This is a genomic window from Phreatobacter stygius, assembly GCF_005144885.1.
Lineage (GTDB): Bacteria > Pseudomonadota > Alphaproteobacteria > Rhizobiales > Phreatobacteraceae > Phreatobacter > Phreatobacter stygius.
Window position 1 is genome coordinate 6,144,233 of record NZ_CP039690.1, and the last position, 24,338, is coordinate 6,168,570.

The following is a 24,338-nucleotide window of genomic DNA, read 5'->3' on the forward strand; positions in this document are numbered from 1 at the left end:
CATGTTGATCAAACGCAAAAGCGCCGACGCCACCCGTTCGAGGCTCAATGGGCTCGCCGCCGGACTGACCTCCGGCGTCATGGACCGCCGCACCTTTCTCGCCCGCTCCGGCATCGCCGTTGCGGGCGCTGCCGCCGTCGGTTCGCTGACGCTCGGCGCTGTCCGCAAGGCGGAGGCCATCAGCGCGCCTCAGCCGGGCGTGCCGATCATCGTCCGCCAGAATATCTGCACCCATTGCTCGGTCGGCTGTACCGTCCGCGCCGAGGTGCAGAATGGCGTCTGGACCGGCCAGGAGCCGGCCTGGGAGAGCCCGATCAATCGCGGCACCCATTGCGCCAAGGGCGCCTCGGTGCGCGAGATCGTTCATGGCGAGCGGCGCGTCAAATATCCGCTGAAGCTGGTCGACGGCGTCTGGCAGAAGATCGGCTGGGATCAGGCGTTCAACGAAATCGGCGACAAGATGAACGCCATCCGCGCCAAGTCCGGCGCCGATTCGGTCTATCTGCTCGGTTCGGCCAAATATACCAACGAGGCCGCCTACCTATTCCGCAAGTTCGCGGCCTTCTGGGGCACCAACAACGTCGACCACCAGGCGCGCATCTGCCACTCCACGACGGTTGCAGGTGTTGCCAACACCTGGGGTTATGGCGCCCAGACCAATTCCTACAACGATATCCGCAACTCCAAGACCATGGTCATCATGGGCGGCAATCCGGCGGAAGCCCATCCTGTCGCCATGCAGCACGTGCTCTCCGGCAAGGAGATCAACCGCGCCAACATGATCGTCATCGATCCGCGCATGACCCGCACCGCGGCGCATGCCACCGAATATATCCGGATCCGTTCGGGCACCGACATCGCGGTGCTCTGGGGCATGTTGTGGCATGTCTTCCAGAATGGCTGGGAAGATAAGGAGTTCCTCCAGAACCGCGTCTACGGCATGGATGAAGTCCGCAAGGAGGTGGCCAAGTACACTCCTGATGAAGTGGAGCGGATATCGGGCGCGACCGGTGCGCAATTGAAGCGCGTCGCCGAGATGCTGGCCAAGCAAAAGCCCGCGACGTTGATCTGGGCCATGGGCCAGACGCAGCACACCGTCGGGACCGCCAATGTCCGCGCCAGTTGCACACTGCTGCTGGCCACCGGCAATGTCGGCAGTCCCGGCGCCGGCGCCAATATCTTCCGCGGCCACACCAATGTGCAAGGCGCGACAGATCTCGGCCTCGATGTCGGCAACCTGCCGCTCTATTATGGCCTGGTCGAAGGCGGCTGGCGCCATTGGGCGCGCGTCTGGGAGGTGCCTTACGACTATTTCGTCAGCCGTTTCGACGAGGTGCCGGCCAAGGCCGGCCGCGCCGCGCGCACGGCCAAGCAGAACATGGAGACCTCGGGCCTGCCCTCGACCCGCTGGTTCGACGCGACCACGCTGCCGGCCGAGCAGGTCGACCAGAAGGACAACCTCAAGGCCATGATCGTCATGGGGCATGGCGGCAACACCATCCCGCGCATCCCCGGCGCGGTGGAGGGCCTGGAGAAGCTCGAGCTCCTGGTCGTCGGCGATCCGCACCCGACCAATTTCATCTCGCTGGGTGGACGCAAGAACGGCACCTATATCCTGCCGATCTGCACCAGTTTCGAATGCAGCGGCTCGCGCACGGCGTCGAACCGCTCGCTGCAATGGGGCGAGAAGATCGTCGAACCGATCTTCGAATCCGCCAATGACTATTGGGTCATCTACAAGCTCGCTCAGAAGCTCGGCTTCGCCCAGGAAATGTTCAAGAACATCACTATGGTGAAGGGCAAGTTCGGAGACGAGCCCGAGGCCGAGTCGCTGTTGCGCGAGATCAACCGCGGCGGCTGGTCGACCGGCTATACCGGCCAGTCGCCGGAGCGCCTGAAGGCCCATATGGCCAACCAGGGCAAGTTCGACATCGTCACGCTGCGCGCGCCGAAAGAACTCGCCGATATCGGCGGCGACTATTACGGCCTGCCATGGCCCTGCTGGGGCAAGCCCGAGGTGCGCCATCCCGGCACCCACATTCTCTACAACACCAATCTCGCCATCAAGGACGGCGGCGGCTGCTTCCGGCCGCGCTTCGGCCTGGAGCGCAACGGTGAGACCCTGCTGGCGCAGAACTCCTGGCCGAAGGACTCGCCGATCCAGGACGGCTACCCGGAATTCACCTATGCCATCTTCCAGCGGCTCGGCTGGGACGCCGACCTGACGCCGGCGGAAAAAACCCAGATCGAGACCCAGGGCGGCGCCAATGCCGGCGCGGTCAGCTGGAGCAACGACCTCTCCGGCGGCATCCAGCGTGTCTGCCTGGACAAGGGGGTCTCGCCCTTCGGCAATGGCAAGGCCCGGGCGATCGCCTGGAACCTGCCGGACCCCGTGCCGGTGCATCGCGAGCCGATCTATACGCCGCGGCCCGAACTGGTGGCGAAATATCCGGCGCGTGCCGACGAACGCACGCTGCGCATGCCCAATCTGCACACGACCTATCAGAAGGGCGCGGTGGACAAGGGCATCGCCCGGTCGTTCCCGATCATCCTCACCTCCGGCCGGATCGTCGAATATGAAGGCGGCGGCGAGGAAACCCGCTCCAACAAATGGCTCGCCGAGCTGCAGCAGGACATGTTCGTCGAGGTCAATCCGCGTGAAGCCTCGGCGCGCGGTATCCAGGACGGCCAATGGGTCTGGGTCAGCGGCCCGGAGGGCGGCCGCGCCCGGGTCAAGGCGTTGGTCACCGAACGGGTCGGACCGGGCGTCGCCTGGATGCCGTTCCATTTCGGCGGCTGGTACCAGGGCGCCGACCAGCGCGGCAATTATCCCGCCGGCACCGATCCGATCGTGCTGGGCGAGAGCGTCAACACGGTGACCACCTACGGTTATGACCCGGTGACGGGCATGCACGAAGGCAAGGCCACCCTGTGTCAGATCGCAGCGGCGTAAGGGGAGGACCGAACCATGGCCCGCATGAAATTCCTCTGCGACGCCGACCGTTGCATCGAATGCAACGCCTGCGTCACCGCCTGCAAGAACGAACACGACGTGCCCTGGGGCATCAACCGAAGGCGCGTCGTCACCATCAATGACGGCCGGCCGGGCGAGCGCTCGATCTCCATGGCCTGCATGCATTGCACCGACGCGCCTTGCGCGGCGGTCTGTCCGGTCGACTGCTTCTACACCACGGCCGATGCCGTGGTGCTGCATTCGAAGGAATTGTGCATCGGCTGCGGCTACTGCTTCTACGCCTGTCCGTTCGGCGCGCCGCAATATCCGCGCGTCGGCAATTTCGGCTCGCGCGGCAAGATGGACAAATGCACCTATTGCGCCGGCGGTCCGCTCGCCGACAACTCGGCCGCCGAATATGCCCAATATGGCGCGAACCGCCTGGCCGAAGGCAAGTTGCCGATCTGCGCCGAGATGTGTTCGACCAAGGCGCTGCTCGCCGGCGACAGCGACATGATCACCACCATCTACAAGGAACGGGTGCTCAAGCGCGGTTATGGCTCGGGCGCCTGGGGCTGGCAGACGGCTTACAAGGAAACCATCACGATCTGATGGGACTCGCCGGCGATGGGGCGACCCGCCGCCGGTTTCGCAAAGAACGAAATCGGGCGCCGTCACGGGCGCTCCCATCGGACGCCAAGTCCGAGAGAGGATCATCCGATGCGCTCCATGCTTCGGTCTCTCGCCGCCGCCTTCGTCGTCCTGGTCGCCTTGGGCCTGGCGGCGCCGGTGATGGCCCAGCCGGCACCACCCCAGCCGACCGCGGTCAACCCGACGGCCCTGTCGGTCAATGAGCGCCAGCTGATGGAGCAGTTGCGGGCGGGAACGCCGGGCACCGGCACCACGGTATCCGGGCGCGGCACCATTCCGAACCTCGATTCACAGGTCCTGATCCAGCCCCAGGGCCAGGCCTGGCGGGTGTTCCACCAGGGCGCCATGCACTGGATCGCCGGCATCGCCATCCTCGGCATGCTGGCCTTGCTGGCGCTGTTCTACCTGGTGCGCGGCACGATCAAGGTCGAGAAGGGCCTGTCGGGCTTCAAGATCTTGCGGTTTTCCAGCTTCGAGCGCCTGGTGCACTGGATGGTCGCCGGCTGCTTCATCATTCTCGGCCTGTCCGGGCTAAATGTGACGGTCGGCAAGTTCCTGCTGCTGCCGCTGCTCGGCGAGGACGCCTTCGCGGTCACCGCGCAATGGGCCAAATATGCCCATAACTACCTGGCCTGGCCGTTCATGCTCGGGCTTGCCGTGATGTTCCTGACCTGGGTTGGCCACAACATTCCGAGCCGCGTCGACCTGCAATGGATCAGGCAGGGCGGCGGCATGCTCGCCAACGGCGCCCACCCGCCGGCGCGCAAGTTTAATGCCGGCCAGAAGGGCATCTTCTGGGCCGTCATGATCGGCGGCGCGGCGCTGTCGCTGTCCGGCATCTATCTGTTGTTCCCCTATACCGCCGGCGGTGTCCTGGCGCTGCAGTTCTGGAACATCGTGCATGGGCTCGCCGGCGTGCTGCTGATCGCCGTGATCCTCGCCCATATCTATATCGGCACGCTCGGCATGCAGGGTGCCGCCGAAGCCATGACCACAGGCGAGGTCGATCTCAACTGGGCCAAGGAGCATCATTCGCTCTGGGTTCAGGAAGAGGCCGACAAGGGCAAGCTGCACCCGCACGCGGTTGTCCATCCCGCCGAATAGCGGCACGATCCGAACTGTCTCGCGCGCCCGGCTCCGGCCGGGCGTTTTCGTTTGCGGTTTCGCTTCGCCGGACGAATATGCATTGCTGGCGGAGGCAACCGTCGATCGGCTGGACGCAAGCGGAGCATCATGAAGGTCATTGGGCTTGCCGGATGGAGCGGCGCGGGCAAGACGACCCTGCTGGTCAAGGTCCTCCAGCTGTTGACCGCGCGCGGCCTCAAGGTCGCGACCCTGAAACATGCGCACCATGCCTTCGATATCGATCAGCCGGGCAAGGATTCGCACGCCCATCGCGCCGCCGGCGCGAGCGAGGTGCTGGTCGCCTCGGCCCATCGTTACGCGCTGATCCACGAATTGCGCGGCGAAGACGAGCTAACGCTGGCCGAACTGCTGCGCAAGCTGTCGCCCTGCGACCTGGTCATCGTCGAAGGCTTCAAGAGTTATGGCCATCCCAAGGTCGAGGTCCATCGGGCCGCCAATGACAAGCCCTGGCTGTTCGGCGAGCTCGCCAATATCAGCGGGATCGTCGCCGATGGACCGGCCCCGGACTTCACCGGTCCTGTCGCCGATCTCGATGACGTGGCGGCTGCCGCCGAACTGCTGCTGGCCGCGGCCGAGCCGATCGCCGCCGTGCTGGCGACGCTCGATGGCGCCGGCCGGCCTCATCTCCCGCGCCGCCGCGACCCGTGATAAGCCTGGACCATGGCGCAACTTTCCTCCGATCATTTCGCCTTTGGCGGCGCACTGCTGTCGGTTGCTGACGCGATCGCCAAGGTCGCCGCCAATCTCACGCCGGTCGCCGAGACCGAACGCCTGGCCTTGCTCGACGCCGATGGCCGGATTCTCGCGGCCGACCTGGTGGCGGGCGTCGATCTGCCGCCCTTTTTCAATTCGGCCGTCGACGGTTATGCCGTGCGCTTCGTCGATCTCGATGGCGCCGCCGACACGGTCTTGCCGATCGGCGGCAAGGTCGCGGCCGGTGCCGCGCTCGGCCGGCCGGCTAAGGCCGGGGAGGCGGTGCGCATCTTCACCGGCGCGCCCATGCCCGCCGGCACCGACACGGTGTTCATGCAGGAGGACGTCAGGCTCGACGGCGACCGGGTCATCCTGCCCAAGGGCCTGAAGCCGGGTGCCAATTGCCGGCCGGCCGGCGAGGACCTGCCGCGCGGCCAACTGGCGCTGGCGGCCGGACGGCGCATCACGCCCGAGGCGGTGGCGCTGGCGGCAGCCCTTGGCATTACCCATCTCGATGTGCGCCGGCGGGTGAAGGTCGCCGTCTTTTCCACCGGCGACGAGATCGTGTCGCCGGGACAGCCGCTCGCCGAAGCCCAGCTTTATGATTCCAACCGTTTCACCCTGCAGGCCTTGCTGCGCCGGCTGGGCGCCGAGGTCACTGATCTCGGCATTCTCGGCGACGACCGGGCGACGGTTGCCGCGGCACTGGCCAAGGCCGCCCGCGGCCATGACCTGATCCTGACCTCGGGCGGCGTCTCGACCGGCGACGAAGATCACGTCAAGGCGGCGGTCGAACAGGCCGGCAGCCTGACCTTCTGGCGGCTCGCCATCAAGCCGGGCCGGCCGGTCGCCATGGGTGTCGTCGACGGCACGGCCTTCATCGGACTGCCGGGCAATCCGGTGGCGGTCTTCGTCACCTTCGCCCATGTGGTCAGGCCGTTCCTGACGGCGCTCGGCGGCGGCGTGCCCGAGGCGCCCTTGGCCCTGCCGGTGCGGGTGAGCTTTGCCTACAAAAAGAAACAGGGCCGGCGCGAATATGTCCGCGTGGCCTTGCGGCGAGGCGCCGACGGCGTCGTCGAAGCCGCCAAACACCCGCGCGAGGGCGCTGGCGTCATCACCTCGCTGACCGAGACCGACGGGCTGGTCGAGTTGCCGGAAGAGGTGACCGAGCTAAAGGCCGGCGACATGGCCGGTTTCCTGGCTTATGCGCTGCTGCGGTAGGGCCTGATCGCTTCGGTTGAAGCGCTCTGCACAAAGGTTTGCCGTCCTTCGAGGGCTCGCGCAAGGGCGCTCGCACCTCAGGACGAGGGATGCGGGGAATCGCAGTTGTGGCGGTGAAAGATGCGCCTTCGCGTTCGTGTTTCATCTGCAACATCAATGCAGTACACAAACATCCCTCATCCCCGCGACAAAAGCTTCGCTTTTGCGCTGAAGGTGCGAGCGCGGCGAGCCTCGAAGGACGGCTAACCTCTATGCAAATCGCAGGGGTGCTTCAATTCGAAATGATCGCGCGCTGATCGGCCAAAACGGCTCAGTTCGGCTTGGAAATACCCGACCAGTCGCGGCCGACCAGGTTGTTGCCGGCCTCGTTGTGGCGCAGCTGCGCGCCGGCGCCGGTATAACGTGCGTCGGCCGTCGTCTGCACGGTCGCGTTCAGAAGCATGCCGGCACCGGTCGCGAGCACGATGGCCACGAGGAAACCCAACAGCATGACCTTCATGAAAGCCTCCCCGAACGGGCGCCGAAGCCCTTGTTTTGTCGACAGATTCTAGCAGTTCGCCGGATCATTTCAAGCGTCGTGGTGACGCAGCGCGATCGCATCCGCCTCGGCCAGGTCCTCGGGCGTATTGGCGTTGAAGAACGGGTCGTAAGGCACAAGCGGCCAGAGCGCGGCCGCGACGCCGTGGCGGGCGGTCCAGCGGTCGATCTTGCGCATGTCCTCGACCACGAGGGCATGGCGCAGATCAGCCCTGAGATCGACCCGCCAGAGCCCGATGACCGGATGGGTCTGCTCGCCCGATTGGGCGCAGGCGAGCGGCACGCCGGCCTCCTGGCGCGCAATATGAAGCCGGCTCACCAGATCACGCGGCAGGAACGGTGCGTCGGTCGCAACCGACAGGACCCATGCGATGTCGGGCCGGTGGGCGGCCGTCCAGTCGAGCGCCGCCAGGATGCCGGCAAGCGGTCCGGCAAAGCCCGGCACGTCGTCGGCGACCACTGGAAATCCCAGAAAACCGAAACGGTCCGGGTCGCCATTGGCATTGACGATCAGCCCGTCGCATTGCGGCGCCAGGCGTTCGACGACCCGATCGAGAATGGTCCGGCCGCCGACCGTCTTCAGCGGCTTGTCGCCACCGCCCATGCGCCGGGCGAGCCCACCGGCCAAGAGGACGCCGAGGGTTGCGGGATAGCCAGGTTTGGACCGTTCAGTCATCGCCGCCGGAGCCTTTCCGGTGATGCCGGGCGCTTTCCTCCTCGACATAGGACAGGTCCTGGTCGAACACGATGCGGTCCTCGCCGGCGAGCGCGACGAAACGCTTGCCGCGCGCCCGGCCGATCAGCGTCAGGCCGCATTGGCGCGCCAGCGCGACGCCCCAGGCGGTGAAGCCGGAGCGCGACACCAGGATCGGAATGCCCATGCGCACGGTCTTGATGACCATTTCCGAGGTCAGCCGCCCGGTCGTGTAGAACAGCTTGTCGCCACCGCTCTCGCCGTGCCGGTACATCCAGCCGGCGATCTTGTCGACGGCATTGTGCCGGCCGACATCTTCCATATAGACCAAGGGCTTGTCCTCTTTGCAGAGGACGCAGCCATGGATCGCGCCGGCGGTCAGGTAGAGCGACGGCATGGTGTTGATGGCATTGGTCAGGCGATAGAGCCAGGACGTCTTGAACTGGGTCGCCGGCAGCTTGATCTCGGCCAGCGCTTCCATCAGGTCGCCGAAAGCCGTGCCCTGGGCGCAGCCCGAGGTCTGCGTCCGCTTGCGGAGCTTGTCCTCGAAATTGGTGTCGGTGTCGGTGCGCACCACCACCACTTCGAGGTCTTCGTCATAGTCGACGCCGGTCACCACGTCGGTGGCTTTCAGCATGTTCTGGTTCAGGAGATAGCCGATCGCCAGGTAATCCGGGTAATCGCCGATCGTCATCATGGTGACGATCTCCTGGGCGTTCAGATAGAGCGTCAGCGGCCGCTCGACCGTCACCGAGGTCTCGATCGCCCGGCCGCGCTCGTCGACGCCGGCGACCCTTTCGGTGAGTCTCGGATCCTCGGGGTTCGGAACGATCAGGGGACCTGCCATCACGATCACTCGAAGACGATCCGGGGCGGCGCCTTCGACTTCACCGGGCCGTCGCCGGCAAGGCTCGCCCAGACCAGCCGGGCCATCTCCTGATAGACCCTCGATTGCGGCCCGTCGGGTTCGGTCGCGACGATCGGCTGGCCGCTGTCGGAGCGCTCGCGCAGGTTCATGTCGAGCGGCACCTCGCCGAGGAACGGCACGCCCAGCCGGTCGGCCTCGCGCCTGGCTCCGCCATGGCCGAAAATGTCGTAACGCGCGCCGGTATCGGGCGCGATGAAATAGCTCATGTTCTCGACGATGCCGAGGATCGGCACTTCGGTCTTGCGGAACATGGCGACGCCGCGCCGGGCATCGATCAAGGCGAGGTCCTGCGGCGTCGAGACGATCACCGCACCGGCCAGCGGGGTTGCCTGCGCCATGGTCAGCTGCGCGTCGCCGGTGCCGGGCGGCATGTCGACCACCAGCACGTCGAGCTCGCCCCAGGCAACCTCCCGCAACATCTGGGTGATCGCGCTCATCACCATGGGGCCACGCCAGATCATCGGCGTCTCTTCTTCCACCATGAAGCCGATCGACATGACCTTGACGCCGAAGCCTTCGAGCGGCGCCAAGGTCCGGCCCTGGATCACCCGCGGCTTGCCGTGCAGGCCGAACAGTTTCGGCAGCGACGGGCCGTAGATATCGGCATCGAGAATGCCGATCTTCAGGCCCTGGCTCGCCAGTGCCAGCGCCAGGTTGCAGGCGGTGGTCGACTTGCCGACGCCGCCCTTGCCGGAGGCGATGGCGATCACGTGCTTGACGCCCTGGATCAGCGTCGCCTTGGGGGAGGGCGCCTGTTGCGGCCGGCCCGGCGGGACATGCGGCTGGGTCGATGGCGGCGTGTTGCGGGCCTGCGGCCGGTCGGCGGTCAGCGAGACGAAAACCTGGGCAACGCCCGGCAGCCCGCTGATCGCCGATTGGGCTGCGAGCCTGACCGGTTCCATGGCGGCGGCTTCGGTCACGTCGATGGCGATCGCCACCATCACCTTGTCGCCGGTGACGACGATATCGGACAGGCGCCCGGAAGCCGTGAGCGTCTGTCCGCTGGCGGGCAGCCTCACCTGTTCGAGTGCGCGCGCGACCTGTTGTTCGGTGACCATGATGCCCTCACATGCCTTCTGTCACATAGGACATCGGCCAGGACGGCGGAAGGGCCGCGGCCGCAAGGGCAGAAGCGTGGGACGGGTGTGCGGCGCCGGGCGCCGATGCAGTGGTGTCGTCCTAAGGCGTGACGGTCAGCCGCAGCACGTAGTCGCCGAGCGGCGTCGGCCGGCCGGCCGTCGTCAGTTCGCGCGGCGGGCTGACCAATTCGCCGAAGGCGACGAACCGGCCCTGCACCGGCACGAAGGGTGCGGCGAGATGGGCCGCCGGCGACAGCCGGAAGGTCGGCGTCCGCGCGCTGGTGCCCAGCGCCTGGATTTCGACCACAGGCGAACCGGTGCGCGCGCAGGTCGCCGCCGCGCAGCGCCCGTCATTGATGACGCGGGTGAAGCGCAGCGTGATGACGCGGCCGTCGGCACCGGGCACTTCGATGCTTTCGCCGCCGCGGATTTCGATGCGGCGCGGCTCGCTGGGCTCGGCTCGGCCCGGGCTGGTCATCATCAGCAGCAGGGTGCAGGCCGCCAGAAACATCGCGGTGGGTCCGGCGATCAGCGTGGCATGGGTGAGGAAACGCGGGACGACGGTCATGACAGGCTCCAGGCGACGGCTCATGCTTGGGTCGCATTGTCGTCGCCAAAGGTTCAAACCCGCGGCCGGGCCGCTTGGATGCACCACCCCCGATATCGTCACGACCGAAGCCTCCCGCCAGTGCCCGGACCGGCGGCCATGCCAACAAATCCGTGAGCGGGGCATCCGCTGATCCGGCTGGTCTTGCGTTGGCCGGCCCGGATCGGATGCCGGCGACGAAGGGACCCGGGCCTGACGTCTCGACCAAAGCGTTGGTTCTTTCGCCCAGAGCCTTGACTGCGTGAAACAAAGGGCTCGATTGCGTGATTCAAGCCTTGGAGCCGTCATCGAGGCGTGGTAGCAACTTCCGCCAATCCGAAACCAAGCCGGCCGCGCCCCTCCCGATTCGTGAGGGCCGAGATGGCTTTCTCTCCAGGAGTTGGCAATGGCCGTCTTTTCCAGCCTCGATGAAGCGCTCACCTTCGACGACGTGCTGCTCCGGCCCGGCCTGTCGGACGTCCTGCCGGCGGATGTCGATGTCCGCACCCGCCTGACCAAGACCATCGGCCTGAATATTCCGATCATCTCATCCGCCATGGACACGGTGACCGAAGCCCGCATGGCCATCGCCATGGCCCAGGCCGGCGGCATCGGCGTCGTCCACCGCAATCTCGAAGCCGATGTCCAGGCCGACCATGTCCGCCAGGTGAAGCGTTTCGAAAGCGGCATGGTGCTGAACCCGATCACCATTCACCCCGAGGCGACGCTGGCCGAAGCGCTCGCCCTGATGAAGAAGCACGGCATATCAGGCGTGCCGGTGGTCGAGCGCGGGCCGAACGGCAAGGCCGGCAAGCTCGCCGGCATCCTGACCAACCGCGACGTGCGTTTTGCCTCGAACCCGGACCAGCCGGTCTCGGAGCTGATGACCAAGGAGCGCCTGGTCACGGTGCGCGAGGGCGTCACCCAGGACGAGGCCAAGCGGCTCTTGCACCAGTTCCGCATCGAAAAGCTGCTGGTCGTCGACGAGCATTACCGTTGCGTCGGCCTGATCACCGTCAAGGACATGGAGAAGCAGGTCGCCAATCCGCATGCCTGCAAGGACGAGCAGGGCCGGCTGCGCGTCGCCGCGGCCACCACCATTGGCGATGCCGGCTTTCAGCGCACCGAACTGCTGATCGATGCCGGCGTCGACCTGGTCGTGGTCGATACCGCCCACGGCCATTCGCAAAAGGTCCTCGACCAGGTCGCGCGCATCAAGCGGCTGTCGAACAAGGTGCAGATCCTGGCCGGCAATGTCGCCACCGCCGCGGCCACCAAGGCGCTGATCGATGTCGGCGCCGACGCCGTCAAGGTCGGCATCGGCCCGGGGTCGATCTGCACCACGCGCATCGTCGCCGGCGTCGGCGTGCCACAGCTCACCGCCATCATGGAGAGCGTCGAGGTGGCCCAGGCCGCCGGCATTCCGGTGATTGCGGATGGCGGCATCAAATTCTCGGGCGACCTTGCCAAGGCTTTGGCGGCCGGCGCCGAAGTCGCCATGATCGGCGGGCTGCTCGCCGGCACCGACGAGGCGCCGGGCGAGGTCTATCTGTGGCAGGGCCGCTCCTACAAGAGCTATCGCGGCATGGGTTCGGTCGGCGCCATGGCGCGCGGCTCGGCCGACCGTTACTTCCAGGCCGAGGTCAAGGACAGCCTGAAGCTGGTGCCCGAGGGCATCGAGGGGCAGGTGCCCTACAAGGGCCAGGTCGGCACCGTGGTTCACCAGCTGGTCGGCGGCCTGCGCGCCGCCATGGGTTATACCGGCGCGAAGAACCTCGAGGACTTCCGCAACCATTCGCAATTCGTCCGGATCTCCGGCGCGGGCCTGCGCGAAAGCCATGTCCACGACGTGACCATCACCCGGGAAAGCCCGAACTATCCGAATGGCGGGCGGGTCTGAGCGGCCAGTTCATGGCTCGACGCTGGCGCCGCGCATCGGCCGATGCGCGGGTTTCGCGGGGTGAGGTGCTTTGCACAAAGCAAGGCCGTCCTTCGAGGCCCAACGCTTCAATGCGAAATCGTCACGCCCTAGCGGCGAGGCCCGCGCTCGAGTTCCGTCTTGGGGTCGCGCACCTGGCGCTGGGTGCGGGTTTCGTCGACCTGCGGCGGCGGCGGTGTCGCGCAGGCGGCCAAAGCCAGAAGGGCCAGGCTTGCCAAGGTCATGCGGGCAACGATCATCGGCCGAGCTCCCAAGGTCTTGATGACGAGATGGTCTTGATGACGAGATGGTCCAGACGGCGAGACGCAGACCAGGGCGGTCCGCGGCCCCTCGCGGCGGCGGCAACAAAAGGGTGACCCGGCAAGGCCGGATCACCTGAGGGCTGACAAGGGCCCTGTGCCGTCAGCGGCAGACGCGGACGTCGCGGGGCACGGCGTAACCGTCCCAGCGCGTCACCCAGCGCCGCTCGATCCAGCAGTCGTCGTAATAATAGGGCGAGGAGGCGATCGCCGCGCCGCCGAGGATCAGGCCGGCCGCGGCCGCGCCCGCCCAGGGGCCGGGACCATACCAGCCGCCGTAACGATAGCCACCGTGCCAGCCCGGGCGATAATAACCGCCGGGCCTGCCGCCCCAGCCACCACCACCGGGTCGGACGGCGAAACCGCCCGGGCCGACGCCGGTAAAGGCGCCGGGGCGGATGCCGCGGCCGGCAAAGCCCTGGCCGCCGCCGAAACCGCGGCCGCCACCGGCAAAGCCCCGGCCGCCGCCACCGAAGCCGCGGCGCTGCATTTCGACCGGGGCCTGATCCGCGGTCGATCCGGTCGCAGTCCGGTCGCGCGTCTGCTCGCCGGCGCGCGCATCGCTTGTCGGCATCGCCAGCACGAAGCCCAGGGCCAGCGCACCGATCGTCGCCGTCACCACTGGGCGGGTATTCATCATGATAGGCATGACATGGTCTCCAACAAATCCGGGGTCTCACCCCGAGGGAGGCTGCGAACCGAACCGCGCTGTCCTCAAGGATATAACGCGAGCCAATTCAGGTATTTCCTTGACCAAGGCCGGCGCCGCGTGATCGGTTCCTGATGGTGGAGCCGCCCGGCTAAATGGCGGCGGCAATGGGGGAAAACGGCAATGGGGCTGATGAATCCGAATGGCTTGTCGCTCGTCTGGCCGCTCTTGGCGCAGGTCGGGCTGACCTTGGGCGTGCTCTTCGTCATGGGCTTCTTTCGCCGCCGCGCGCTGATCAACCGGGAGGTGCGCCTCGGCGAGATCGCGCTGTCGGGCGATGCCTTCCCGGCCAAGGCCAGGCAGGCCGCCAATAATTTCTCCAATCAGTTCGAAACGCCGGTGCTTTTTTATGTCCTGGTGATCATGGCGATCCATGTCGGCGCCACCGGACCGCTGATGACCGGCCTGGCCTGGGCCTATGTCGCCAGCCGGCTCGCCCATGCCTTCGTTCATATCGGCTCGAACAACATGCGTTATCGCGCGCCGATCTTCACGCTCGGCGCGCTGATCCTCATCCTGATGCTGGCCGGCGTGCTGATCGCGGCTTTGTGATCGCCTGAACGCGCAACGGCCCCGGTCTTGGCGACCGGGGCCTGAGCAGGGACGAGCCACGGGCTCGCCGATGGCGGATCAATAACCGCAGACGTTGACGGTCCGGCGGACCAGGCCATAGGGCGTGTCGACCCAGCGGTAGCGGTAGCAGTCGGAGGCGAGCACCGCGCCGCCGACCAGGCCGAGGCCGATACCGGCACCGATCCAGCGGCCGTGGTGACGGTGGCCGTGGTGACGGTGGCCGTGGTGACGGTGGCCGTGGTGGAAATGCCGGCCGCCGAAATGGTGTCCGCCACCGAAATGCAGGCCGCCATGGCGATGGCCGCCACCGTGGAAGCCGCCACCATGGCGGCCGAAGCCGCGGGCTTCCGCGTTGTCCATGGAAAACAGTCCGAGGCCGGCCATGGCGGTGGCGGCGAGAGCGAGGGTCTTGAGCGAGGTCATGGTGGTGATCCCTTAGGGTTGGTGGGCTTGGAATTTGCCCCATGCCCTTGGGTCACCTCGTGCGGCCGAAAGGTTCGAGGGCCGCGACAATATTTTCAGCCGGGAGCTTCGCGGCCGGCCGGCGGCTTGCGGTCGGGGCGGGTCATGCCAAGACCAGGAAATCAGCCAAGAAGCCGACCAAGCATCCGACCAAGAATCCGACCAAGAAAAAACCCCGGTCTTGCGACCGGGGCCAAGGCGGGGAACGGGAGGAATGCCAGGCGAGAAACTGTTCAATAGCCGCAGATGTTGACGGTGCGCCGGACCAGGCCGTAGGGCGTGTCGACCCAGCGGTAACGGTAGCAATCGGACGCGATCACCGCGCCGCCGACCAGGCCGAGGCCGATCCAGCGGCCGCCGCGCCAGTGGCCATGACGGTGACCGAAGTGACGGTGACCGTGGAAATGACGGTGACCATGGAAATGTCCGCCATGGCGCAGGCCGCCGCCATGAAAGCCGCCGCCGCGGAAACCACCGCCGCCGCCGCGGAAACCGCGAGCCTCGGCATCACCAATGGCAAACAATCCCAGGCCGGCAATGGCGGTGGCGGCGAGAGCGAGTGTCTTGAGAGAGGTCATGAGACTTGATCCTTGGGTTCGTGAGGTCGCCCTCGTGCTCATGGGTGACGCGGGGTGGCCCGAAGGTTCATGGGACTTTTAAATAAATCGCCGCCGGTCCTGCCGGCCTCGGCGAGGCCAATCGCCGGGCGGCGCCGGTGCTCACCTATCGGAAAGGGAACGGTCAACCATTTCCCCGGCAAATCGCGACAATTGACCGTATTTCTACAACCGAATTAGCCCTGCGTTCACGCTTGCCGCCCAGTCTCTCAGGCGGGGCGGACGTGGACAGGCGGTCGGGCTATGACGAGCCAGCGGAAGATCACGGCCGACGATATTGCGAAAGCGGCATCGGTCAGGCGCTGGGATCTGGCATTTCCAGACAAGATCGAACAGCGCTTCGAAGCCGATACCGCGCCGCGCCGTGCCCGGGTGCTCGCCGCCGTCGCGATCCGGACGGTCGTCGTCTACAACGTCTTCCTGGTTGGCGACGCCCTGCTGGTGCCCGACACGATCGGGCTCAGCCTGATCGTGCATCTCATGCTGGTCACGCCCTGGCTCATCGTCGCCGCGGCGTTGTTCCGCCGCGCTCTGACGCCGCGCCAGCGCAACCTCATGATATTGAGCATTCCGCTGACCATCGTCGCCGGCATCCTCTGGGTGTTCATGGCCTCGCACAGCCCGCTGGCCAGCCACTACCAATATTTCGTCGTGCTGGTCGTCATGTATGCGAATTCGGCCATGCGGCCGTCCTTCGGTTATGCGCTGACCGTCTCGGCGACCATCGTGATCGCCCATGGGCTGGCCTGCGTGCTGCACCCGGACATGCCGGCGGCCGCGAGCGTCACGGCCTCATTCGGCCTGCTGGTGACCATTGGCGTGACGCTGATCGCCAATTATTACATCGAGCGCGACCTCAGGCGGCTTTATCTCCTGCGCCTGAAGGACAATCTCGCCGCCGAGAGCCTGCAGCGGACCGCCGACGACCTGACCCGCATGTCCCATGTCGATGCGCTGACCGGCCTCGCCAATCGCCGCGGCGTCGACAACCGGGTCGCGGCGCTGTTCGCCGGATCACCGGCGGCCTTGCGTCCCTTCGCCGTGCTGATGATCGATGTCGACCATTTCAAGGGTTTCAACGACCAGTATGGCCATCCCGCCGGCGACCGCTGCCTGACCCTGATCGGCGCGGCGGTGCGCGGCGCCTTGCGCGACAACGCCGATATTCTCGGCCGCTACGGCGGCGAGGAATTTGTCGCCATTCTGCCCGACGCCGATCTCATCGACGGCATCAGAGCGGCCGAACGGATGCGCCGGGCGGTCGAGCGCCTCGGCGTTCCGCATGCGCGTTCGGAGGTCGGCTGCGTCACGCTGAGTGTCGGCGTCGGCACCGGTTCGCTCGGTGATGCGGCAAGCCTGACCGCCGCCATCGTTGCGGCCGATGCCGCGCTTTACGAGGCCAAGGCCGCCGGCCGCAACCGGATCCGGCCGGCCTTGCCGGGCCGGCTGCCCGAGGGCAAACCGGCGCAGGCGGCCTGACCGGCGCGCCAATCGGGGCCTCGATCGGGGTTCGATCCCGTTTCTCCTTGCCCTCGACCGCCGCCAGCGGCTACCACCACGGCCTTCCAAGGAGCCGCCGTGATCCCGTCCGCCCGCCTGTCCGCCGCCATCGAGGTTCTGGCCGATATCATCGCCCGCCGCCGGCCGGCCTCCGACGCCTTGAAGGATTGGGGCCTGGCGCATCGTTTCGCCGGGTCCAAGGACCGCGCGGCGATCGCCAGCCTGGTTTATGACGCGCTGCGCCGGCGCGCCTCCAGCGCCCATGTGATGGGCGACGAGGGCCCGCGCGCCATGCTGCTCGGCGCGCTGGCGCTGGCTCGCGGCCTCGATCGCGCGGCCATAGCGGCGCTCTGTACCGGCGACCGTTTCGCGCCGGAACCGCTCTCGGACGAGGAGGCCAGACGTCTCGAGGCGCTCAAGCTCGACGATGCGCCGCCGGCCATCGCCGGCGATTTCCCGGAATGGCTGACCGACGAGCTGGAGGCGGTCTTCGGCGAGGCGACCGTTGCCGAGATGCAGGCGCTGTCCGCCCGCGCGCCGATCGATATCCGGGTCAATACGCTGAAGGCCGAGCGCGCCAGGATCATCCCGGCCCTGGCGCATCTCGGGCCCGAGATCACCCCGCATGCGCCGACCGGCCTCCGCTTCTCGGCCGGCGAGGACGGCCGCGGCCCGACGCTGCAGGTGACGCCGGAATTTCTAAAAGGTTTGTTCGAGATCCAGGACGAGGGCTCACAGCTGGTCGCCATGCTGGCCGGCGCCGGGCCCAATATGCAGGTGGTCGATCTCTGCGCCGGCGGCGGCGGCAAGACCCTCGAGCTCGCTGCCCTGATGGACAATTCCGGCCAGATCTACGCAACCGACGCCGATGCGCGCCGGCTGGCGCCGATCCACGACCGGCTGACCCGGGCGGGTGCCCGCAATGTCCAGGTGCGCACGCCGAAGGGCCGGGCCGACGAACCGCTGGCCGATCTCGACGGCAAGATCGATCTCGTGCTGGTCGATGCGCCGTGCACCGGCATCGGCACCTGGCGGCGCAACCCCGACACCAAATGGCGGGTGCGTCCGGGCGCGCTGGCCGAGCGCATGAAGGACCAGGATTTCGTGCTGTCGCGGGCCGAACCGCTGGTCAAACGCGGCGGCCGCATCGCTTATGTCACCTGTTCGGTGCTGCCCTGCGAGAACGACGAGCGGGTGGCCGCCTTCCTCGCCGCCCACGCCGATTTCGTTTCCGTCGATCCCCAGGAGGTGCTGGCGCTGGCGCCGGATAGCCTGTCGGAACGCGACGACCTCGTCTCGCCCGCCGGTCTCGGCCTGCAACTGACGCCGCTCAGGACCGGCACGGATGGCTTCTACCTGGCGATCCTGGAGCGGCGAATAGCGAATAGCGAATAGGGAAGGGGATGATGCCGCGCGGCCCGCGCATCAACCCTCGCCCACGTCTTCGTGGGAGAGGGTGGCCGCGGAGCGGCCGGGTGAGGGTGGCTGCGTCAATGCTGACAGCGCATTCCGGTTCGAATTGATGGGCCGGCCCTCTTCAAACCCTCACTCGGCGCCTGACGGCGCCACCCTCTCCCGCAAGCGGGCGAGGGTTGATGCTCGACCCGCGTCGGTCAAATCCTGGCTGCAGAATTGACCAATTGGCATGGCTTTCCCGGCATTCTCTCCTCCGGTGCTTCGATCAGGGAACCTGCCCATGGCGTTTCGCTTCATCGTTCCGGCCCTTGCCGCCAGCCTTTTCGGTCTCCCCGTCGCGGCCCAAGCCGCCGCCCCGACACGCCAGGCTTCCACCCAGCAAGCCCCGACACGCGAAGCCGCATCGGCCATCCAGATGATCAACGCCTATCGCGCCGCGTCCTGGATGGGGCCGCTCCGGCTCGATCCGAAGCTCAATGCCGCGGCGGCCGAACAATCGCGCGCCATGGCCGCCGCCGGCACCCTGTCGCATGATCTCGGCGGTGGCTTCCAGGCGCGCATGCGCCGTCACGGCATTGGCGATTCCGCTGAAAACATTGGCTATGGTTATTCGAGCGCGGCCGAGGCGGTGGCCGGCTGGCGGGCGTCTTATGCCCACAATGCCAATATGCTCAACCGCCTGATGACCCGCGCCGGTTTCGCCCGCGCCGTCGGCCCGGACCGGCGGCCGTTCTGGACCCTGGTCCTGGCACGCTGAGGCGCTTTAGCGGCATGCGCTGGGGGATCGCACGGCTCGGGGGTTGCGCGCCGCTTTGCTTGGTCGTAACCGATACCGATGACGCACGACACCATCCTGATCATCGACTTCGGCTCCCAGGTGACCCAGCTGATCGCCCGCCGCGTACGCGAGGCTGGCGTCTATTGCGAGATCCATCCGTTCCAGAACGCCGAGAAGGCCTACAAGACCTTGAAGCCGAAGGGCGTGATCCTCTCGGGCAGTCCGGCTTCCGTCACCGAGGACTTTTCACCGCGCGCGCCGCAGCTGATCTTCGACGACAAGCTGCCGGTCTTCGGCATCTGTTACGGCGAGCAGACCATGGCCGAACAGCTCGGCGGCAAGGTCGAGGCTGGCCATCACCGCGAATTCGGCCGCGCCTTCCTGGATGTGAAGAAGACCACCAGGCTGTTCGAGGGTGTCTGGGAACCGGGCAGCCGGCACCAGGTCTGGATGAGCCATGGCGACCGGGTCACCGAGATCCCTGAGGGCTTCGAAGTCGTCGCGACCTCGGAGAACGCCCCCTTCGCGGCCATCGCCGACGAGGCGCGCAATTATTACGCCGTGCAGTTCCACCCGGAAGTGGTGCACACGCCCGACGGCGCCAAGCTGATCCGGAATTTCGTGAAGAACATTGCCGGCGCCACCGGCGACTGGTCCATGGGCGCCTTCCGCCAGGAGGCCATTGCCCGCATCCGCGCCCAGGTCGGCCGCGGCAAGGTGATTTGCGGCCTGTCCGGCGGGGTCGATTCCTCGGTTGCCGCGGTGCTGATCCACGAAGCCATCGGCAGCCAGCTCACCTGCGTCTTCGTCGACCATGGCCTGATGCGCCAGGACGAGGCCAAGGAGGTGGTTGGCCTGTTCCGCGACCATTACAACATCCCGCTCGTGCATGTGGACGCCGCCGACCAGTTCCTCGGCGAGCTCGCGGGCGTCACCGATCCCGAGACCAAGCGCAAGACCATTGGCCGCCTGTTCATCGAGGTCTTCGAGAAGGAGGCCAAGGCGGTCGGCGGCGCCGACTTCCTGGCCCAGGGCACGCTCTATCCCGACGTGATCGAGAGCATCTCGTTCTCCGGCGGCCCCTCGGTCACCATCAAGAGCCACCACAATGTCGGCGGCCTGCCCGAGCGCATGAACATGCAGCTGGTCGAGCCCTTGCGCGAACTGTTCAAGGACGAGGTGAGGGCACTCGGCCGCGAGCTCGGCCTGCCGGCAAGCTTCGTCGGCCGCCATCCGTTCCCGGGCCCGGGCCTCGCCATCCGCATTCCCGGCGAGATCACCCGCGAAAAGCTCGACATCCTGCGCCAGGCCGACGCGATCTATCTCGACGAGATCCGCAAGGCCGGCCTCTACGACATCATCTGGCAGGCCTTCGCCGTGCTGCTGCCGGTGAAAACCGTTGGCGTGATGGGCGACGGCCGCACCTATGACCATGTCTGCGCACTGCGCGCCGTCACCTCGGTCGACGGCATGACCGCCGATTTCTACGCCTTCGACATGAACTTCCTCGGACGCGCCGCGACCCGCATCATCAACGAGGTGCGGGGGATTAACCGGGTAGTTTATGACGTGACGTCGAAGCCGCCAGGGACGATCGAGTGGGAGTGAGGGGGAGGCGTGCTCTGGAGGGCTCAATCGTCGTTTTTCGCAGAAAAAACAACGATTTGCGTCTTGTTCTATTCACCATCGACCTCACATCGTCAACTCACGTCATCGGCTTCCTAAGCTACTGATTTGTATGAATTTCTGCAAACCGGGGCCGTGTTGGACATAAGGCGGCGGGTCAATCTGACGGTACGTTCGGCGGTATTTTTCGCGCGGAGTCGTGCGCGCGAGAAAAGTACCGTCACCCGCATTCAAGTTCCGACGGTCCTTTTTTCTCGATTAACACTTTGAAATTGTGAGAAAAAGTCGCCTTTGGAATATGTTTCCGCGCTGACGGTACTTTGGTTCACGATGCGTTTCGTTCAGGCCCCGTCAGCTCTTGATCAGAGGCGATCCCAAGAGGCCAAACGCGCGGTTTGCGTGAATCTGGGTCATCCCCGTGGAGTGCCCGTAGCCTCCTCGGTCAAGTAGGGCCGGCCAGCAAACCATGTGCTGCGGTTGAACCTCCGAAAGGGGCCGTTGGCCGGCGGACTGCTTTCGGGGAGCAGGCGCTGAAAGCTGACATTCGTTCATCAGCGGCTCGAAGGTCCGCTTTTGACCCGCAGCAGACGATTTCTGCTGCCGCCGCCGCGGTGCATGACCTCGAATGACCGGTCTACGGCAGGGAAAGTGCGGGACGCTTGCGCTTCCTGCGCGAGCAGGTTAGACACTGAACTAGATGGTTCAGTATGTAAGCCCTCCCCTCGATCTCTCGTTTGCGGCGCTGTCCGACGCGACCCGCCGCGGGATCATCGATCAGCTTGGGCGAGGGGACGCGTCGATCACCAGTCTCGCGGATAAGTTCCAGATGACGCTGACCGGCATGAAGAAGCACGTCCAGGTTCTCGAGCGGGCGGGGCTCGTCGTCACGCAGAAGGTCGGACGGGTGAGAACCTGCAAGCTTGGGAAACGCGGCCTCGAGGCGGAGGCCGAGTGGATCGAGGCGCATCGCAAGCTCTTCGAGGCCCGCTTCGAAGCATTGGACGAAATCATCAGCGAAATGAAACAGGAGGGAAGCGATGAATCAGCAAGTTGACAGTGCAGGTGGTGCGCAGAACCGCACGTCGGTCGAGCGCAGAGGGGATCGCGAACTCGTCGTAACGCGGACATTCAATGCGCCGCCGAGCACGGTTTACAGGGCGTGGAGCCAGCCCGAGCTGTTCCAGGGTCATGTCCCGTAGCGTGGTGTAGCTGGCGCAAGGCCCCACGATCGCCGGCATAGGCCGGGCTGGTCAGGCTGCCACGGCTGGCAGGCCGACACTAGGATCATCGCTCAGGCCGGCCATGGTTTCCAGGGTCATGTAGCGGGCCCGCTGGACGGCCCATTCATCGTTCTGTTCGAGCAGGATCGCGCCGACGAGCCGGGCGATGGCGGCCTCGTTGGGGAAGATGCCGACCACCTCGGTCCTGCGCTTGATCTCGCCGTTGACGCGCTCCAGCGGATTGGTGCTGTGGAGCTTCGCCCGATGTTGCGTCGGGAAGGTCATATAGGCCAGCACGTCGGTCTCGGCGGTATCCATCAGAGCCGCCAGTTTCGGCACCGTTGGCCTGAGCTGGTCGGCGACCCGGCGCCATTGCTGGCTGGCGGCGGCGGCATCGTTCTGGGCGAAGGCGGTGGCGATGAAGGCTGAGACAACGCGCCGCCCGCTGCGGCCGGCATGGGCGAGCGCATTCCTCATGAAGTGCACGCGGCAGCGCTGCCAGGTCGCGGTGAGCACCTTGGAGACCGCCGCCTTGATGCCTTCGTGGCTGTCGGAGACGACGAGTTTTACGCCGCGCAGGCCGCGTCTGGCCAGTTTGCGCAAGAACGCCGTCCAGAACGTCTCTGCCTCGGAGGGGCCGATATCCATGCCCAGCACCTCGCGCCGACCGTCGCCGCTTACACCGACCGCCACGATCACCGCCACCGAGACAATCCGGCCGGCCTGGCGGACCTTCACATAGGTCGCGTCGATCCACAGATAGGGCCAGTCGCCCTCGATCGGCCGGTCGAGGAACGCATGGACGCGCTGGTCGATTTCCTCGCAGAGCCGGCTGACTTGGCTCTTCGAGATGCCGCTCATGCCCATCGCCTTGACCAGGTCATCGACCGAGCGGGTCGAGATGCCCTGGATGTAAGCCTCCTGGATCACCGCGGTCAGCGCCTTCTCGGCCAGCCGGCGCGGCTCCAGAAAGCCCGGAAAGTAGGAGCCTTTGCGTAGCCTCGGGATGCGCAGCTCGACCGTGCCGGCGCGGGTCTCCCAATCCCGCTCGCGATAGCCATTGCGCTGGGCCAGGCGGTCCGGGCTCTTCTCGCCGAAGCCGGCGCCGGCAAGGCCGCTGACCTCAAGCTCCATCAGCCGCCCGGCGGCAAAGCCGATCATCTCGCGCAGCAAATCGGCGTCGGGGCTCTTCTCCAGCAGCCCGCGCAGGTTCATCATCTCGTCGGTCATCGGTGGATCTCTCGGTTCGGGGTTGGTCGTCGCAACCCAAACCTAACCGGCAACCGCCGATGACCACCCGTCAGTTACACCACCAGTCGGGACACGACCTGTTCCAGCGCTGGTGGGTGCCAAAATCGGTATCCGGCGTTTCGCTCGTATCGTGCGAAATGGACGTCCGTACCGGCGGCAAATATCGGCTGGAATTCGACGCCGGCGGTTCGGACACCATGGCCTTCTACGGCAGGTATCTCGAGGTGGTGCCGAACGAGCGCATCGTCTGGACCAACGACGAAGGCGAAGCGGGCGCGGTCACGACCGTGACCTTCGAGGACCAGGGCGGGAAGACGCTGCTGAATTTCCACGAGGTCTATCCGTCCAAGGAGGCGCTTGAGGAAGCACTACAGGGCGCGGCTGCCGCATTGCCGGAGCAGCTGGAGCAGCTCGACGCATTGCTTTCCAGCAAAGGCGAGTAGCGCGGGTCGGGAAACCCGCCTCGGGGAAACGTCCGCTCTCGGGACGTGCCTCCACCGGCCTTTCCGGCCGGGGCGGGGGCGCGAAGCGGACAGGCAGGGCAGGGACGAATGGCCGACCAGCAACTCATGGTATCCAACGAGGCTAGAGGAGGACAGCCGCGGCCTCGTGCCGGCCATTCACGCATGGCCTTGACCGCGGAAGACGTGGATGGCCGTGACAGGCACGGCCATGAGGAAGCGAGCAACGCCGCGCCACGACACGGATTGTCGAGATGTGGGAATCCGGTAGCCCCGGCGGGCAGAGGTCGCCCATGGCGCGTGCGAACGCATCGCGCCTTCGCTCGATGCTATGAGGCCGGGAGAGCTGCCTTGTGCCTCGAAATAGGCCGCCAACCCGGCAGGCGTTCCCATTGGAGTGCAAGGCGCCTCCGGCCTTAACCGAGGTTGCCGATGAAGTCGCTCTTGCCGAGCGGAACGCCATGGTGCCGAAGGATCGCGTACGCCGTGGTGACGTGAAAGAAGAAGCTCGGAAGCGCAAAGTTATAGAGATATTGGGATGCTGACATCTGCAACGTGTCGAACGGCAAGGTGATCGTGCGCCGCCCGGCATCTTCGAACGATTCTGCCGGCAAACTTATGACGTAGCCCAGCGTCTTGGTGATGCGCGCATGCGCCTCGGCGAGACCGCCTTCGTCATCGGCATAGGGTGGAGGATCAAACCCCGCTAGCCGGGCTGCGGCGCCTTTGGCGTGATCGCTGGCCCGTTGCACCTGGCCCATCAGCGGGAGCATGTCGGGCGCAAGACGCGCCTCGAGGAACTTCTCCGGATCTGAACCCTGCTCGCGTGCATGGGTCTCGGCCTTGCGCAGGAGCTCGGCGAGTACGCCGAGGCTGTGCCGGAACACTGGAACCGACGCAGCATAGAACGGGGCGGTCATCCGCTCGGCTTCCAACATGGAGTGCCTCCTCATAGTAGGCGCTGCTCGCAGCGATCGCGTCGCGCGCAACTGCGCAAAT

Annotated in this window: 24 protein-coding genes and 1 pseudogene; 14 read left to right on the plus strand and 11 right to left on the minus strand. The window is 66.2% G+C overall.

The genetic code is table 11. The features are described from left to right. Position 1: 1 nt before the first annotated feature. The 5 genes from E8M01_RS28985 to E8M01_RS29005 all read left to right on the plus strand — a co-directional run bounded on the left by E8M01_RS28985 (position 2) and on the right by E8M01_RS29005 (position 6,664). The gene (locus tag E8M01_RS28985; protein ID WP_136963335.1) at positions 2–2,953 is read left to right on the plus strand and encodes a formate dehydrogenase subunit alpha; all 2,952 of its coding nucleotides are present in this window, start codon (positions 2–4) and stop codon (positions 2,951–2,953) included. A 15-nt stretch (positions 2,954–2,968) separates the two neighbouring features. Continuing rightward, the gene (fdh3B, locus tag E8M01_RS28990; protein ID WP_136963336.1) at positions 2,969–3,565 is read left to right on the plus strand and encodes a formate dehydrogenase FDH3 subunit beta; all 597 of its coding nucleotides are present in this window, start codon (positions 2,969–2,971) and stop codon (positions 3,563–3,565) included. Positions 3,566–3,682: 117 nt separating this feature from the next. Beyond that, positions 3,683–4,708 carry a formate dehydrogenase subunit gamma gene (locus tag E8M01_RS28995; protein WP_246088472.1) on the plus strand — a complete coding sequence of 342 codons (1,026 nt, stop codon included), beginning with the start codon at positions 3,683–3,685 and terminating at the stop codon, positions 4,706–4,708. A 129-nt stretch (positions 4,709–4,837) separates the two neighbouring features. Beyond that, positions 4,838–5,398: a molybdopterin-guanine dinucleotide biosynthesis protein B gene (gene mobB / locus E8M01_RS29000; RefSeq protein WP_136963338.1), complete on the plus strand. Its 561-nt coding sequence runs from the start codon at positions 4,838–4,840 to the stop codon at positions 5,396–5,398. Between the two features lie 12 nt (positions 5,399–5,410). Next, on the plus strand, positions 5,411–6,664 hold the full coding sequence (locus E8M01_RS29005) for a molybdopterin molybdotransferase MoeA (RefSeq protein ID WP_136963339.1): 1,254 nt from the start codon (positions 5,411–5,413) through the stop codon (positions 6,662–6,664). Positions 6,665–6,974: 310 nt separating this feature from the next. Here E8M01_RS29005 and E8M01_RS29010 read toward each other — a convergent pair whose 3' ends face one another. The 5 genes from E8M01_RS29010 to E8M01_RS29030 form a co-directional block, all read right to left on the minus strand. Further along, positions 6,975–7,163, minus strand: a complete 189-nt coding sequence (locus E8M01_RS29010) for a hypothetical protein (RefSeq protein ID WP_136963340.1) — start codon at positions 7,161–7,163, stop codon at positions 6,975–6,977. Positions 7,164–7,232: 69 nt separating this feature from the next. Beyond that, the gene (gene mobA, locus E8M01_RS29015) at positions 7,233–7,877 is read right to left on the minus strand and encodes a molybdenum cofactor guanylyltransferase MobA (RefSeq protein WP_246088473.1); all 645 of its coding nucleotides are present in this window, start codon (positions 7,875–7,877) and stop codon (positions 7,233–7,235) included. Then, positions 7,870–8,742 (minus strand): formate dehydrogenase accessory sulfurtransferase FdhD, encoded by an 873-nt coding sequence (fdhD, locus tag E8M01_RS29020; protein ID WP_136963342.1) that lies wholly within the window; start codon positions 8,740–8,742, stop codon positions 7,870–7,872. Before fdhD ends, mobA begins: the two co-directional genes overlap by 8 nt. 5 nt (positions 8,743–8,747) lie before the next feature. Beyond that, complete coding sequence (locus E8M01_RS29025) at positions 8,748–9,884, minus strand: Mrp/NBP35 family ATP-binding protein (protein ID WP_425467754.1); 1,137 nt, start codon at positions 9,882–9,884, stop codon at positions 8,748–8,750. Between the two features lie 118 nt (positions 9,885–10,002). After that, entirely contained in the window at positions 10,003–10,470 is a 468-nt protein-coding gene (locus tag E8M01_RS29030) for a hypothetical protein (RefSeq protein ID WP_136963344.1), read from the minus strand. 424 nt (positions 10,471–10,894) lie between these two features. Here E8M01_RS29030 and guaB point away from each other — a divergent pair, with 424 nt between their 5' ends. After that, positions 10,895–12,388, plus strand: a complete 1,494-nt coding sequence (guaB, locus tag E8M01_RS29035) for an IMP dehydrogenase (RefSeq protein ID WP_136963345.1) — start codon at positions 10,895–10,897, stop codon at positions 12,386–12,388. 128 nt (positions 12,389–12,516) lie between these two features. On the opposite strand, the gene E8M01_RS35180 is transcribed toward guaB, so the two are convergent. Continuing rightward, positions 12,517–12,666, minus strand: a complete 150-nt coding sequence (locus E8M01_RS35180) for a hypothetical protein (RefSeq protein WP_170182123.1) — start codon at positions 12,664–12,666, stop codon at positions 12,517–12,519. Between the two features lie 163 nt (positions 12,667–12,829). Next, the gene (locus E8M01_RS29040) at positions 12,830–13,375 is read right to left on the minus strand and encodes a hypothetical protein (RefSeq protein ID WP_136963346.1); all 546 of its coding nucleotides are present in this window, start codon (positions 13,373–13,375) and stop codon (positions 12,830–12,832) included. 183 nt (positions 13,376–13,558) lie between these two features. Between E8M01_RS29040 and E8M01_RS29045 the strand changes: the two genes are divergently transcribed. Beyond that, a complete protein-coding gene (locus E8M01_RS29045) occupies positions 13,559–13,987 on the plus strand; it encodes an MAPEG family protein (protein ID WP_136963347.1) in 429 nt (142 codons plus the stop codon). A 78-nt stretch (positions 13,988–14,065) separates the two neighbouring features. Here the strand turns inward: E8M01_RS29045 and E8M01_RS29050 are convergent, their stop codons facing one another. Both E8M01_RS29050 and E8M01_RS29055 read right to left on the minus strand, forming a co-directional pair. Continuing rightward, complete coding sequence (locus E8M01_RS29050; RefSeq protein WP_136963348.1) at positions 14,066–14,431, minus strand: hypothetical protein; 366 nt, start codon at positions 14,429–14,431, stop codon at positions 14,066–14,068. 272 nt (positions 14,432–14,703) lie between these two features. Then, positions 14,704–15,048 (minus strand): hypothetical protein, encoded by a 345-nt coding sequence (locus E8M01_RS29055; protein WP_136963349.1) that lies wholly within the window; start codon positions 15,046–15,048, stop codon positions 14,704–14,706. Between the two features lie 282 nt (positions 15,049–15,330). Here E8M01_RS29055 and E8M01_RS29060 point away from each other — a divergent pair, with 282 nt between their 5' ends. The 6 genes and pseudogenes from E8M01_RS29060 to E8M01_RS35655 all read left to right on the plus strand — a co-directional run. Beyond that, positions 15,331–16,566 carry a GGDEF domain-containing protein gene (locus E8M01_RS29060; protein ID WP_136963350.1) on the plus strand — a complete coding sequence of 412 codons (1,236 nt, stop codon included), beginning with the start codon at positions 15,331–15,333 and terminating at the stop codon, positions 16,564–16,566. A 99-nt stretch (positions 16,567–16,665) separates the two neighbouring features. Then, positions 16,666–17,982: an RsmB/NOP family class I SAM-dependent RNA methyltransferase gene (locus E8M01_RS29065; protein WP_136963351.1), complete on the plus strand. Its 1,317-nt coding sequence runs from the start codon at positions 16,666–16,668 to the stop codon at positions 17,980–17,982. Positions 17,983–18,283: 301 nt separating this feature from the next. Further along, complete coding sequence (locus E8M01_RS29070) at positions 18,284–18,760, plus strand: CAP domain-containing protein (RefSeq protein WP_170182124.1); 477 nt, start codon at positions 18,284–18,286, stop codon at positions 18,758–18,760. Between the two features lie 78 nt (positions 18,761–18,838). Next, positions 18,839–20,389, plus strand: a complete 1,551-nt coding sequence (gene guaA / locus E8M01_RS29075) for a glutamine-hydrolyzing GMP synthase (protein WP_136963353.1) — start codon at positions 18,839–18,841, stop codon at positions 20,387–20,389. A 715-nt stretch (positions 20,390–21,104) separates the two neighbouring features. Next, positions 21,105–21,461: an ArsR/SmtB family transcription factor gene (locus E8M01_RS29080; RefSeq protein ID WP_136963354.1), complete on the plus strand. Its 357-nt coding sequence runs from the start codon at positions 21,105–21,107 to the stop codon at positions 21,459–21,461. Continuing rightward, positions 21,445–21,591, plus strand: a pseudogene (locus E8M01_RS35655) (ATPase); the annotation flags it as partial. The gene E8M01_RS29080 and the pseudogene E8M01_RS35655, both read left to right, overlap by 17 nt. Before the next feature lie 66 nt (positions 21,592–21,657). On the opposite strand, the gene E8M01_RS29090 reads toward E8M01_RS35655, so the two are convergent. Further along, a complete protein-coding gene (locus E8M01_RS29090; RefSeq protein ID WP_136958310.1) occupies positions 21,658–22,857 on the minus strand; it encodes an IS256 family transposase in 1,200 nt (399 codons plus the stop codon). Between the two features lie 59 nt (positions 22,858–22,916). On the opposite strand from E8M01_RS29090, the gene E8M01_RS29095 reads away from it, so the two are divergent. Then, positions 22,917–23,321, plus strand: a complete 405-nt coding sequence (locus tag E8M01_RS29095) for an SRPBCC domain-containing protein (RefSeq protein ID WP_246088474.1) — start codon at positions 22,917–22,919, stop codon at positions 23,319–23,321. Between the two features lie 434 nt (positions 23,322–23,755). Here the strand turns inward: E8M01_RS29095 and E8M01_RS29100 are convergent, their stop codons facing one another. Next, entirely contained in the window at positions 23,756–24,277 is a 522-nt protein-coding gene (locus tag E8M01_RS29100; RefSeq protein WP_246088475.1) for a DUF1993 domain-containing protein, read from the minus strand. Positions 24,278–24,338: the final 61 nt, after the last annotated feature.

What these genes read in the sequence shown, in the direction of transcription:
- mobA (WP_246088473.1), bottom strand. Translation starts at nt 7,877, where the DNA reads ATGACTGAACGGTCCAAACCTGGCTATCCCGCAACCCTCGGCGTCCTC.
- E8M01_RS29040 (WP_136963346.1), bottom strand. Translation starts at nt 13,375, where the DNA reads ATGCCTATCATGATGAATACCCGCCCAGTGGTGACGGCGACGATCGGT.
- E8M01_RS29095 (WP_246088474.1), top strand. Translation starts at nt 22,917, where the DNA reads ATGACCACCCGTCAGTTACACCACCAGTCGGGACACGACCTGTTCCAG.
- E8M01_RS29045 (WP_136963347.1), top strand. Translation starts at nt 13,559, where the DNA reads ATGGGGCTGATGAATCCGAATGGCTTGTCGCTCGTCTGGCCGCTCTTG.
- E8M01_RS29090 (WP_136958310.1), bottom strand. Translation starts at nt 22,857, where the DNA reads ATGACCGACGAGATGATGAACCTGCGCGGGCTGCTGGAGAAGAGCCCC.
- fdhD (WP_136963342.1), bottom strand. Translation starts at nt 8,742, where the DNA reads ATGGCAGGTCCCCTGATCGTTCCGAACCCCGAGGATCCGAGACTCACC.
- E8M01_RS28985 (WP_136963335.1), top strand. Translation starts at nt 2, where the DNA reads ATGTTGATCAAACGCAAAAGCGCCGACGCCACCCGTTCGAGGCTCAAT.
- fdh3B (WP_136963336.1), top strand. Translation starts at nt 2,969, where the DNA reads ATGGCCCGCATGAAATTCCTCTGCGACGCCGACCGTTGCATCGAATGC.
- E8M01_RS29100 (WP_246088475.1), bottom strand. Translation starts at nt 24,277, where the DNA reads ATGTTGGAAGCCGAGCGGATGACCGCCCCGTTCTATGCTGCGTCGGTT.
- guaB (WP_136963345.1), top strand. Translation starts at nt 10,895, where the DNA reads ATGGCCGTCTTTTCCAGCCTCGATGAAGCGCTCACCTTCGACGACGTG.
- guaA (WP_136963353.1), top strand. Translation starts at nt 18,839, where the DNA reads ATGACGCACGACACCATCCTGATCATCGACTTCGGCTCCCAGGTGACC.
- E8M01_RS29010 (WP_136963340.1), bottom strand. Translation starts at nt 7,163, where the DNA reads ATGAAGGTCATGCTGTTGGGTTTCCTCGTGGCCATCGTGCTCGCGACC.
- E8M01_RS28995 (WP_246088472.1), top strand. Translation starts at nt 3,683, where the DNA reads ATGCTTCGGTCTCTCGCCGCCGCCTTCGTCGTCCTGGTCGCCTTGGGC.
- E8M01_RS29005 (WP_136963339.1), top strand. Translation starts at nt 5,411, where the DNA reads ATGGCGCAACTTTCCTCCGATCATTTCGCCTTTGGCGGCGCACTGCTG.
- E8M01_RS29055 (WP_136963349.1), bottom strand. Translation starts at nt 15,048, where the DNA reads ATGACCTCTCTCAAGACACTCGCTCTCGCCGCCACCGCCATTGCCGGC.
- E8M01_RS29070 (WP_170182124.1), top strand. Translation starts at nt 18,284, where the DNA reads ATGGCGTTTCGCTTCATCGTTCCGGCCCTTGCCGCCAGCCTTTTCGGT.
- mobB (WP_136963338.1), top strand. Translation starts at nt 4,838, where the DNA reads ATGAAGGTCATTGGGCTTGCCGGATGGAGCGGCGCGGGCAAGACGACC.
- E8M01_RS35180 (WP_170182123.1), bottom strand. Translation starts at nt 12,666, where the DNA reads ATGATCGTTGCCCGCATGACCTTGGCAAGCCTGGCCCTTCTGGCTTTG.
- E8M01_RS29050 (WP_136963348.1), bottom strand. Translation starts at nt 14,431, where the DNA reads ATGACCTCGCTCAAGACCCTCGCTCTCGCCGCCACCGCCATGGCCGGC.
- E8M01_RS29080 (WP_136963354.1), top strand. Translation starts at nt 21,105, where the DNA reads ATGGTTCAGTATGTAAGCCCTCCCCTCGATCTCTCGTTTGCGGCGCTG.
- E8M01_RS29030 (WP_136963344.1), bottom strand. Translation starts at nt 10,470, where the DNA reads ATGACCGTCGTCCCGCGTTTCCTCACCCATGCCACGCTGATCGCCGGA.
- E8M01_RS29060 (WP_136963350.1), top strand. Translation starts at nt 15,331, where the DNA reads ATGACGAGCCAGCGGAAGATCACGGCCGACGATATTGCGAAAGCGGCA.